The following is an 11,381-nucleotide window of genomic DNA, read 5'->3' on the forward strand; positions in this document are numbered from 1 at the left end:
GCTGTGCCCATACATTCCTTTCGGCAATCCATATTGCTGCCATTGTCATTTTTTACCTTTAATGAGTCCTGGCCCTAAGAACTTCGGGGAGAGAATGTGTCGCGGAACCACATGCAGCACGATACGGGTTACAAGGCTCTTTTCAGCGATCCGGAAATGCTGGCCTCGCTGCTGCGCGATTTTGTGCCGGAACGTTTCGTTGCCGAACTGGATTTCAGCACCTTGGAACGCTGTTCCGGCAGCCATGTGACGGACGATTTGCGCGAACGCCATGACGACATGATCTGGCGTGCGCGCTGGAAAGGCGATACATGGTGTTACCTTTACGTCCTGCTCGAATTTCAGAGTTCGGTGGATCACTGGATGGCCGTGCGCGTGCTGGCCTATACGGCCCTGCTCTGGCAGGACCTGATCAGGACGGGCGAAATCAGGGAGGGCGACCGTCTGCCGCCGGTCTTCCCCATTGTGCTGTACAACGGCGGCCGCCGCTGGACAGCGCGGCAGGATGTGGCCGAACTGCTGCCCGACCTTTCCGGGCCGCTGGCGGCCTGCCAGCCGCGCCAGCGGTATTTTCTTCTGGAAGAAAGTCAGGTATCCGAAGAACATCTGTATGCCAGCGCGGGCATTGCGGCGCTGCTGTTGCGTCTGGAACGGGCGCAAAAACCGGAAGACCTGCTGCCCCTGCTGGATGAGCTTGCGGAACGCCTGCAAGAACCGCGCTACCGGCGTCTGCGCCGGGCCTTTACGGTCTGGATCGCGCGGGTGGTGCTGCAACGCGCCGGAATGGCGGCGGGAACAGCCGAAATAAACGATTTGCTGGAGGTGCGAGCCATGCTTGCGGAACGAGTAACGCAATGGAAAGATGAATATATCCGGCAGGGCGTCGTCATGGGACGCGAGGAAGGGCGCGAGGAGGGCTTGTCCATCGGACGCGAGGAAGGCATATCCATCGGACGCGAGGAAGGGATTTCCATCGGGGAAAGCCGGGGCATGATGCTCATCCTTCGCGACCTGCTGGAATCCCGCCTGGGAACGCCGCCGCCAGCCGTGGAAGAGGCCTTGACGGCCATAACGGATTCCCGGAAGCTGCGCGGCCTGATGCGGACGGCGCTGCGTGCCGCTTCCTACGCCGACTTTCTTGATGAAGTGAGGCGGCGTCAGGCAACATAACCTTCAACAATTCATGCGAAATATCCACGTCAATGCCCCGTCATGCGATGTTGCCGCAAGCAAACCGCTGGTAATGGATACTGACAAGATACAGAATCACACGCCCGAAAAGAGAAACAACGCCATGTCGATGACCACACGCGCCGCACATCCGATATATATATATATATATATATTGTGCGAACGCGCCCCGTAACCGAGGCGGCAATGCCTCGCGCCCCGTAACTTCTTTCGCAAGAGTACGCCCATGACCGCCTCCATCAGAAACAACCTTCTCGCCGTCAATGCAAGCCTTCATCTCAAGGCTCACTACAATGAGCTGGCCACCTCCGTGCGTCGTCTGTCCACCGGACTGCGCGTGGAACGCGCGGCGGACGATGCGGCGGGTCTGGCCATCAGGGAGCTGATGCGGGCGGATGTGGCTACCCTCCATCAGGGCGCGCGCAACGTCAACGATGCCATCTCCCTGATTCAGACGGCGGACGGGGCGCTGGGTGTCATCGACGAGAAGCTCATCCGCATGAAGGAACTGGCCGAACAGGCGGCCACCGGCACCTACGATTCCACCCAGCGCCTGATGATCGACAGCGAATTCCAGCAGATGGCCTCGGAAATCGAGCGCATAGCCCGCGCCACGGATTTCAACGGCATCCATTTGCTGGACGGTTCGCTTTCCGGCCCGCACGACGGCTCGCAGATGGAAGCGACCGGCGCGCTCAAGATTCACTTCGGCACGGCCAATGACAGCGCGGAAGATTACTACTATGTGGAGATTGGGGATTGTACGCTGGCCGGGCTTGGCTTGCGGGATGGGGGAGCGGGGGGGGGAGGTGCGGGATATGGTGGGGTGCCAATTTTGAGTGATAAGGTGCAGCAAAATGCGCAGCAACAATTTAATTCAGGGATTGTGTCGTTTGCTATTATCCCTGCTGGTTCAACTGACATTGATATTACGATAAACGATGGGAATATTCGAGATGACATTCAAGTTTTTACTAGATCAGGAAAACATATTGCAGGAACTATAGTAAATGGTATAGGATGGCCACTTGGAACGAGGGAAGCAGATATTATAACAGAGCAAAATGGTTTTTTTCCTACTGCACAATATGATGGAAATTCTTTAAATGGAATAGGAGGAGATCTTCAATATATAGATCAATTAAATCCACAGTTACATTATTTTTCAATAAATGGCATGCATATAGGATATACGGGTGATGGTAATAATACCACAATACCTTTTAATCATACAGAAAAACTAACTATTGATAATGTCACTGAAGATTTAATTATTATTATTTCGGGAGGGGGAGTTTTTAACATCACCGCCTCCTGGACAGCGATGCCCACAGCAGGCGGAGGCGGAGATTTCGTCCCCGGCGATCCCAACGGCGACATCATGTCCATCAAGACGCAGGAACTGGCTCAGCGGGGACTGGAACGTATCGACAACGCCATTGCCCGCAAGGATCAGATTCGCGCCCACCTCGGCGCGGTGCAGAACAGGCTGGAAAATACCGTCACGAACCTCAATATTCAGGCCGAAAACCTGCAAAATGCCGAATCCCGCATTTCCGACGTGGACGTGGCCACGGAAATGACCACCTTCGTCCGCAACCAGGTACTCACGCAATCGGCCTCCTCCATGCTTGCCCAGGCCAACGCCTTTCCGCACATGTTGCTGCAATTGTTGCAGGGGTAGGTTTCGGGGGAAGGCTACTCCTGCATCCTCTGCTTCGCCTGGACGGCCCGCTTGGAGCGTGGCCGTCCAGGCGGGCCTTTTTTTTGCTGCGGGGAAGGAGGCTCGGCTCCTTCTTTTTTTCGCCTTTTCCCGTCATGGCGCGATGCCTGCCGTGCGGGAAAAGGCTTTTTGTTGCCGCCGCGCAGGTCGCCATACCGGTCAAGCGCGGTCTGCCGAACTCACGCGCGCGAAAGCGCCTCCTCCGCCGGGGCAAGGCGCAGCAGGCGTCCGGCCACCACAAGGAAAGCATCCTGCGCGCGGGCGGCCAGCAGTTGATTGGCCAGGCCCAGCCCGTCGCAGAACTGCCGGGACAGGGCATTGCCGCCAATGCCGCCAAGGCCCGTCTCTCCGGAGACGATGACCCAGCGGCAGGGCAGGGTGCGGCTCAGGTCGATGAGGGCGGAGACCTCTTCCGTCACGAGGCGCTCCAGCGCGCCGGCGTCCTGCTGTTCGGGCAGGGAGAGGAGGAGGTTGGTCACCCAGAGGGTCACGCAGTCCACAAGGATGGTGGCCTGACCGCCGTCGCCGGGCGCGTCGGAGCGCATCTCCTCCCAGGCGGCCGCCACGGCGGGGGCCAGACGGCGCGGACATTCCAGCAGCCGCCAGGAGTCCGGCCGCCGCTGGCGGTGACGGCGGATGCGTTCGCACATGGCCGGATCGTCCGGCTGGGGCATGGCCGTGGCCACATAGAGCACAGGCCCGCCGTTGCGCAGGGCGTGCGCCTCGGCCGCGGCGCTCTTGCCGCTGCGCGTGCCGCCCAGATAGAGGGTCAGTTCGGGTTCAGACATGCGGGACTCCGTTCAGGGGAAAAGGACGGCACATGCGGAGCGTGGCCGGAACAGCAAGGACACGGCTTCAGACTTCCCCCTGCGGCAGACAGAAGACCATCAGCATGCAGCTTTCCGTAAGCTCGATCAGACAGCCGAACACGTCCCCGGTCACGCCGCCCAGACGGCGCAAGGCCGCCGAGAGCAGCAGGGCCGTCACCGCAAGGGCGGTCAGCAGGGCCGCCAAGCCCCGCCAGCCGGTGCACAGGCAGAAAAAGAGCGTCAGCAGCAGGGCCGCCAGACGGCTGCGGGCCGTGGCGCCGTCGTTCATGGCGTTCCCCAGGCCGCCGGGCCGGGCGCAGGGCAGCAGCAGGGCCACAAAGACCAGACTGCGCGCCGTGACGGCCGCCATGCAGCACATGCCGGCCAGCGCCCAGAAGCTCGCCTCGGCCAAGGCCGACGTATCCGCCATGACGCCCAGAGCAGCCGCCTTGCCGCCCAGGACGAAAAAGAGGGCCAGCGCGCCGAAGGTACCCAGACGGGAGTCCTTCATGATCTCCAGCCGCCGGGCCGGGGGGGCCTCCACCAGCAGGCCGTCCCCGCAGTCCGCCACGCCGTCAAGATGCAGTCCGCCGGTGATCCCCACCCAGACAAGGCAGCCGATGAACCCGCACAGCACGGGCGGCAGCAGCTGCATGGCGGCCCACAGCGCGCAGGCCGCCAGCAGGCCGATGATCATCCCGACCGTGGGGAGCCAGGTCATGATGCCGTACAGGCCCGTGCCGGGCGGGAGGGCGCCGACCGGCAGGCGGGTAAAGAAGGCGAGAGCGGCGCGCAGCATCATCGCCGGATGTCCAGTTCCGCCAGGGTCCGCATCTCCGTGAGGATGCGCACGCTGGCGTCGATGATGGGGAAGAGCAGCGCCGCCCCGGTGCCCTCGCCGAGACGCAGACCGAAATTCGTGTAGGTCGGGATGCCGAGATGCCGCATGAGCAGGCGATGCCCCGGCTCCACGGAGGCATGGGAGCCCACGAGCAGGGCACGCGCCTCGGGATGCAGCCCCACCGCAATGGCGGCGGCTGCTCCGGCGATGAAGCCGTCCACCACCACCGGGATGCGCAGCGATGCGCCGCCGAGCATAAGGCCCGCCATGGCGGCCAGCTCCGTGCCGCCCACCTTGGCCAGCACGTCCAGCGGGTCGGACGGGTCGGGCTGGTTGCGGGCGATGCCCTGCCGGATGAGGTCGGTCTTGCGGCGCAGGCTCTCGGACGAGATGCCCGAACCAAGGCCCGTCACCTCTTCCACCGGCGCGCCCGTCAGCACGGCGGCGATGGCGGAAGAGGGCGAGGTGTTGCCGATGCCCATCTCCCCGGCCGCCAGCAGTCGCGTGCCACGTTTCGCTTCCTCACGCGCCATGTCGATGCCCACCTGCAGACAGGCAAGGGCCTCCTCCCGCGTCATGGCCGGGCCTTCGCTGAAGTCGCGGCTGCCGGGCATGACCTTGCGGCGCACCAGCCCCTCCGCGCCTTCCAGCGCATCGGCCACGCCCACGTCCACCACCACCAGACGCGCCCCGGCGTTGCGGCAGAAAGCATTGATGGTGCCGCCCCCGGCAAGGAAGTTGCGTACCTGTATGGCGGTCACTTCCGGGCCGGTGGCGCTGACCCCTTTGGCGGTGATGCCGTGATCCCCGGCAAAGAGCACCACCGCCTTGTGGGGGAAGGACGGGCGCGCGTCATCCGTGATGCCGCCGAGCCGGATGGCCAGCTCTTCCAGCTCGCCCAGGCTGCCCGGCACCTTGGCCAGACTGTCCAGCCGCTGCCGGACGGCGTCGGCCGCCTGTTGGGAAAAGGGAGGGAAGGTCAGATGCCGCATGATCGTCTCCTGCAGAGGGCTGCCGCAAGGGCAGGTTGGGGGAAGAGGCGCGGATCAGCCGCGCATGACTCCCCATGACACGAGGCTGAGGACAACAGCAGTGAGCGCGACCGTCGCCCGCATGAGGCGGACGGCCAGCAGGATATGACGTTCCGTGGCCTGCGGCGTACCGATGCCGAGCCACGGATGTTCCACGATCAGGCTGCCGTAGACGGCGGGGCCGCCCAGACGCAGGCCCAGCGCCCCGGCAAAGGCGGCTTCGCTCCAGGCGGAATTGGGGCTCTCGTGCGCGTAGCGGTCATGCCAGCCCCGCACAAGAGCCTGTATGGCCCGCGCGCCGGGCACGAAGACCGCCGCCAGCGCCGTGCAGGGCAGGGACAGGCGGGCCGGGAGCGCATTGAGCAGATCGTCCAGGCGCGCGGCGGCCGTGCCGAAATTACGGTAGGTGTCGTTGCGCTTGCCCCACATGGCGTCCAGCACATTGGCGGCCCGGTGCAGCGCCGCGCAGGCGGCGGCCCCCGGCAGGCCGAAGAGCAGCAGGCCGCAGGCGGCCCAGAAGAGCGTGGCCAGCACGCCGTCGGTCATGTTCTCCGCCACGCTCTCCACACAGGCGCGGGCCACGCCGTGAGCGTCCAGCGCCTCGGTGCGGCGGCCCACCAGCAGGGAGACGGCACGCCGGGCGGCGGGCACGTCCCCGCGCCGCAGGGGCGCGGCCACCCGCAGGGCATGCTCGGCCAGACTGCGCGGCGCAAGGCAGACATAGACCAGCAGCACGGCGGCAAGCCAATCCAGACCCAAGCCCGCCCGTGCGGCAAGCAGGACAAGGAGGGAGGCCGCCAGCAGACAGGGCAGCACCACCAGCAGGCAGGCCAGCAGGCCGCGCAGGAACATGCCCGGCCCGTTGGGCCCGCGCCGGAGCAGGCCCTCCGCCCACAGGGCCAGCCGTCCCATGCCGCAGACAGGGTGCCAGGCGGCGGGAGGCTCGCCCAGCAGGCTGTCCAGCAGCAGGGCGGCGGGCAGGAAGAGCAGGACGGCCGTATCCATCACAACCCCATATTCCGGTAGATGGCGGACAGATCCACATGTTCGCGCACCACGTCCGCCAGACGGTCCAGCGCCTTTTCCAGATCATAGGAGGCAAGCTGACGGCCCTGCGGCGCAAGGCCCACATCCGCCCGCACATGGTCGAGCCAGGCGCGGCGGAAGGCGTCGTCATCAAAGACGCCGTGCAGGTAGGTGGCCCAGTTGCGCCCGCTGACATAGCCGCAGACGTCATCCGCCGCAGAGCGGCCGTCCTGCCCGCGGCGCAGGAAGAGCGGACGGGCGGACGGGCCGTGACGGGTGAGGCCGTGGTGGATCTCATAGCCGCCGGTGGGCACGCCCAGCGGGCTTTCGGCCCGCTCCACGCGGATGAGGGTCTTGTCCGCCGCAAAGGTGGAATGCAGCTCCATGATGCCCAGGCCGGGCACTTCCGGCGAGGCGGACTCCACCCCGTCGGGGTCAAGGATGCTGCGGCCCATGATCTGCAGGCCGCCGCAAATGCCGAACAGCCATTTCCCCTGCGCGGCGTGGGCCTGGATGCGTTCGGCCAGCCCGTTGCGGCGCAGTTCGGCCAGATCCGGCACCACGCTCTTGGAACCGGGCAGCATGACCACATGCGGGTCGCCCCATTCCTCAACACGGCGCACAGGCCGCAGGCGCACGTCCGGCTCCATGTCCAGCGGCGCGAAATCGGTGAAGTTGGAGACATGCGGCAGCATGACCACCGCAATGTCCAGTACCCCCGGCGGGACGGGCCCGGCCGGGGCGGCGTCGCTCCAGCAAAAACCGGCCATATCCTCTTCGGGAAGATTGAGATCGCGGATATAGGGCACCACGCCCAGCACCGGGACGCCCGTATGTTCCCGCAGATAATCATGCGCCGGAGCCAGCAGGCTCGCATCCCCCCGGAAACGGTTGACAAGATAGCCGTGCAGCAGGCGGCGCTCCCCAAGGGTGAAGGTCAGCCAGGTACCGAGGAAGGAGGCATAGACGCCGCCGCGGTCGATATCCCCCACCAGCAGCACCGAGGCCTCCGCATGGCGGGCCATGCGCATGTTGACCAGATCATGCTGTTTGAGGTTGATCTCTCCGGGGCTGCCCGCGCCTTCCAGCACCATGATCTCGTGTTCTTCGGCCAGACTGTCGTAGGCGGCGGCCACCCGCTGCCAGAGTTCGTCCTTGCGGCGGTAGTAGTCGCGCACGCCGAAGTGCCCCACGGGCTGCCCCAGCAGCACCACCTGCGAGCCGGTATCGGAATGGGGCTTGAGCAGGATGGGATTCATGCGGGCCTCCGGGTCAAGCCGGGCGGCCTGGGCCTGCAGGATCTGGGCGCGTCCCATCTCGTCCCCGGCGGCGGTGACGCCGGAATTGAGGGACATGTTCTGCGCCTTGAAGGGGGCGACGTCGTAGCCGTCCTGCCGGAAGATGCGGCAGAAGGCCGCGGCAAGGATGCTCTTGCCCGCATTGGAGGATGTGCCCTGCAGCATGAGGGCCGGTACGCGGGGGCGGCCGGCCGGACGCGGGGACGCGGGGCGGCCCCGCGCCTCGCTCAGGATGTCCGCCAGCGCGGCGGCAAGCCGTTCATGCTCGTGCGGGAAGCGCACCGCCGCCCGGAACCAGCCGCCGCCCGCCATGCCGTCGTAATTGGAGCAGTCCCGCACGGCCATGCCGTAGCGGCGCAGGAGACGGTCGTTGAGGTCCGCCGGGGCCTGCGCGCAGCGGAAAAGCACATAATTGGCCGCCGAGGGAAAAACCTCCACGCCGGGCAGGGCGGCCAGCGCCGCCGCCAGATGGGCGCGGCGTTGGGCATTGGTCGTGCGGGTGTCCTCGGCAAAGCCGGAGGCATCTTCCAGCACGGCCACGGCGGCGGCCAGCGCAAGGCCGTTGACGTTCCAGACCGGCAGTTCCGCCTGCACGGCGGCGGCCAGCGTCTCGGAAGCGGCCAGGAAACCCAGCCGCAGGCCGGGCAGGGCGTGGAACTTGGTCAGGGAGCGCAGCACCACGGCCTGTTCCGGCAGATCGCCCAGCAGGGAGACTTCCGGTTCCGGCCCGGCGTATTCCACAAAGGCCTCGTCCAGCACCCAGAGCAGATCAGGCCGCCGGGCCATGAGTCGGCGCAGGGTCTCCGGCGAGCGGAACAGACCGGAAGGATTGCCGGGATTGGCCAGAAAGAGGGGGCTGCCCTGCGGCACGGCCTCAAGCCCTTCCGCCAGCGGCGGCACGCCGGAGCCTTGCGGCAGGGGGATGGCTTCCTGATCGCGCAGGCGGATGATGCGCATCCCGGCCCGCTCACAGGCCAGCGCATACTCGCTGAAGGCCGGTTCCACCACGCAGGCCGTGGTCATGCCGCGTCGGACAAGGGCGCGGGCCAGCGCATGGATAAGCTCATTGCTGCCGTTGCCGAAAACGAAGCGGGAGGCGGGCAGGCCGTAACGGCGGGCGGCGGCCTCGCGGGCCTCCTCCGCCTGCGGGGACGGATAGGCGCTCAGGGCCGCCTCGTTGCGCAGCAGGGCCGCCCGCAGGAAATCGGGCATGCCCTCGGGACGGACATTGACGCTGAAATCCAGCAGGGAAGCGGCATCCCTGCCTGCTGTCCTGCTCATGGCGTGGCGGTTGCCGCCGTGGGCGTCTGCCTTCATGGATGACCTCGCGGATGTTCGGGAGCGGGCGCGTTCGGCCCGTCAGGAAAAAGAAGGGACAGGATGCAGGCGGCGTTGTCCTCGGGCCGGGCGCGGGTGGTATCCAGCCGGACCTGTGCCGTCAGCGGGGTATGGATATGCCGGGCCTGCCGGGCGGCATGGGGCCAGTCCGGCGTACGATCGGTGCGGCGGCATTCCCGCTGCCGCAGTTCGTCGGGATCGCATTCCATCTGCACGCGGAGCACATTCACGCCCTCAAGGCGGCGGAAAAGATCCTCCACCCAGTGCGCGCGCTCGCCCACCACATGGTCCACGATGACCCAGCCCCCGGCCTGCGCGGCAGCGGCCACGGCCGCATGGAAACTTTCGATGAGCGGCAGGTCCGTTGCCGCCAGCGCCGCCAGCACGGATTCCTGCCCGCCGGACGCCGCCCGGAGGAAGTCGTCCACGGCAAGCAGGAGCGAGTGCCGGCCGTGATCGCGCAGGAGGGCCGCCTGCAGGGCGCGGGCCAGCGTGGTCTTGCCCGCGCTGGAAGGGCCGTTGAGGAGGATGACCTGTCCGCGAGACGTCTTGTCCGCCGCCGGGGCGTGTTCCGGTGCGGGCGACGGGTTGCCGTCAGGGACGGCGGGCGTGTCGTCCGTGCCGTCCGCGCCACTCTGGGCAAGGCCCCAGAACAGATGCACATAGCCTGCCCGCACCGCGCCGTGCGCCACGCCCGCCGTGTGTTCCCCCCGGCTGTCCCGCACCGTGTAGAGCGGCGCATAAGGGCGGTGCAGCTCGATGTCCGACCAGTGGAATTCGTGGCCGCGCAGGGTATGGCCCGGCAGGCCGAAGGGCGCGTCCGTGAGCAGGGAGACCTCACGATAGCCGAGGGAGCGCAGGCGTCCGCCCATGCGGGCCGTGGCGTCCAGCACGCCGCACATGGGCCAGTGGCGTTCCTCGTTCCCGGCGTCAGTGGTGATCAGCTCGCGGCACAAATACATGTAGCCGCCGCATTCGGCATAGATCTCGCCGCCGCGCGCGGCAAAGTCTCGGATGGCCGCGCGCATGGCCGCATTGTCCGCGAGCTGCTCGGCAAAGACTTCAGGATAGCCGCCGCCCAGATAGAGAGCCTCCGCATCCGGCGGCAGGGCCGTGTCCGTGAGCGGGGAAAAGGGGATCAGCTCCCAGCCGCGTTCCCTGAGGATGCGCTCATTGGCGGCATAGTAGAAACAAAAGGCCTGATCCTTGGCCACGGCCATGCGGCGCGGCGGACGGGCGGCAGCGGACGGCGCGGCGGGCAGGGGAGCGGGCGCGGCCGGACGCGGACAGCGCGTCCGGGACAGCAGGCCATCCAGATCGACGGCTTCCGTCACGGCCGTGGCCAGCGCATCCAGCCAGTCCGTCGAGCAGCCCGCTTCTTCGGCGGGCAGCAGGCCGAGCTGACGCTCGGGCAGGGTCCAGCGGCCGTCACGCGGCAAGGCCCCGAGCAGGGGCGGGAGTTGTTCCCGCTCCAGCGCGCGGCGCAGCAGATCGGCATGGCGGGCGCTGCCTACGCCATTGGCGATGACCCCGGCCATGCGGACGCCCCAGCGGGCCGCATGATCCCGGAAGCCCGCCACCAGCGCCGCAAGGGAGGCCGCCATGCCCCGCACGTTGCAGACCAGCACCAGCGGGATGCCCAGACTGCGCGCGCAGTCCAGCGTGCTGCCTTCGAGGCTGTCGGGGCCGCGTCCGTCCAGCAGGCCCATAACGCCTTCACAAATGGCCACGTCCGCATCATGCGCCTGCATGTCCCAGAGCAGACGCACGCCGGAGCGGCCCATCATCCAGGTGTCCACATTGCAGGCCGGACGGCCCGTGGCCAGCGCGTGAAAGGTGGGATCGATGTAGTCCGGGCCGCATTTGAACCCCTGCACGCGCAGACCCCGCAGCGTCAGCGCACGCATGAGCGCCGTGCTGAGCGTGGTCTTGCCTTCGCCGGAACGGGGCGCGGCAAGGCAAAAGGCGTGGAATGTCGTCATGCGGCCACCTTTTCCTCTTGGACTGTCATCGCATTTTTACTGACGCTCAATAGAGCAATTCCAGTTTGAAACGCTTTGCGTTTCAAACCATACGGCCTGGCGTTTCGCGGAAAAAGCGCGGTTTTTCCGCTCACTTTGGGCC

General features: G+C 66.3%; 7 protein-coding genes and 2 pseudogenes. 3 read left to right on the plus strand and 6 right to left on the minus strand.

The features are described 5' to 3' along the window. Window positions 1–96: 96 nt before the first annotated feature. From Q0K12_RS11545 to Q0K12_RS11555, 3 genes and pseudogenes are all read left to right on the plus strand, one after another. Complete coding sequence (locus Q0K12_RS11545; protein WP_297263103.1) at window positions 97–1,170, plus strand: Rpn family recombination-promoting nuclease/putative transposase; 1,074 nt, start codon at window positions 97–99, stop codon at window positions 1,168–1,170. A 247-nt stretch (window positions 1,171–1,417) separates the two neighbouring features. Beyond that, window positions 1,418–1,975 (plus strand): annotated as a pseudogene (locus tag Q0K12_RS11550) (flagellin); the annotation flags it as partial. Between the two features lie 600 nt (window positions 1,976–2,575). Beyond that, window positions 2,576–2,875 (plus strand): annotated as a pseudogene (locus Q0K12_RS11555) (flagellin); the annotation flags it as partial. A gap of 218 nt (window positions 2,876–3,093) precedes the next feature. Here Q0K12_RS11555 and Q0K12_RS11560 read toward each other — a convergent pair. The 6 genes from Q0K12_RS11560 to Q0K12_RS11585 all read right to left on the minus strand — a co-directional run bounded on the left by Q0K12_RS11560 (window position 3,094) and on the right by Q0K12_RS11585 (window position 11,239). Next, window positions 3,094–3,702, minus strand: coding sequence for a bifunctional adenosylcobinamide kinase/adenosylcobinamide-phosphate guanylyltransferase (locus tag Q0K12_RS11560; protein WP_297263105.1), 609 nt, complete (start codon window positions 3,700–3,702; stop codon window positions 3,094–3,096). Window positions 3,703–3,769: 67 nt separating this feature from the next. Then, window positions 3,770–4,525, minus strand: coding sequence for an adenosylcobinamide-GDP ribazoletransferase (gene cobS / locus Q0K12_RS11565; protein WP_297263107.1), 756 nt, complete (start codon window positions 4,523–4,525; stop codon window positions 3,770–3,772). Further along, window positions 4,522–5,556, minus strand: coding sequence for a nicotinate-nucleotide--dimethylbenzimidazole phosphoribosyltransferase (gene cobT / locus Q0K12_RS11570; protein ID WP_297263110.1), 1,035 nt, complete (start codon window positions 5,554–5,556; stop codon window positions 4,522–4,524). The genes cobS and cobT overlap by 4 nt, the downstream gene beginning before the upstream one ends. A 54-nt stretch (window positions 5,557–5,610) precedes the next feature. Continuing rightward, on the minus strand, window positions 5,611–6,600 hold the full coding sequence (cbiB, locus tag Q0K12_RS11575) for an adenosylcobinamide-phosphate synthase CbiB (protein WP_297263113.1): 990 nt from the start codon (window positions 6,598–6,600) through the stop codon (window positions 5,611–5,613). After that, on the minus strand, window positions 6,600–9,236 hold the full coding sequence (locus Q0K12_RS11580; RefSeq protein WP_297263115.1) for a cobyric acid synthase: 2,637 nt from the start codon (window positions 9,234–9,236) through the stop codon (window positions 6,600–6,602). Before Q0K12_RS11580 ends, cbiB begins: the two co-directional genes overlap by 1 nt. Next, on the minus strand, window positions 9,233–11,239 hold the full coding sequence (locus Q0K12_RS11585) for a cobyrinate a,c-diamide synthase (protein WP_297263116.1): 2,007 nt from the start codon (window positions 11,237–11,239) through the stop codon (window positions 9,233–9,235). The genes Q0K12_RS11580 and Q0K12_RS11585 overlap by 4 nt, the downstream gene beginning before the upstream one ends. Window positions 11,240–11,381 lie beyond the last annotated feature (142 nt).

Source organism: uncultured Desulfovibrio sp., from assembly GCF_944324525.1.
Lineage (GTDB): Bacteria > Desulfobacterota > Desulfovibrionia > Desulfovibrionales > Desulfovibrionaceae > Desulfovibrio.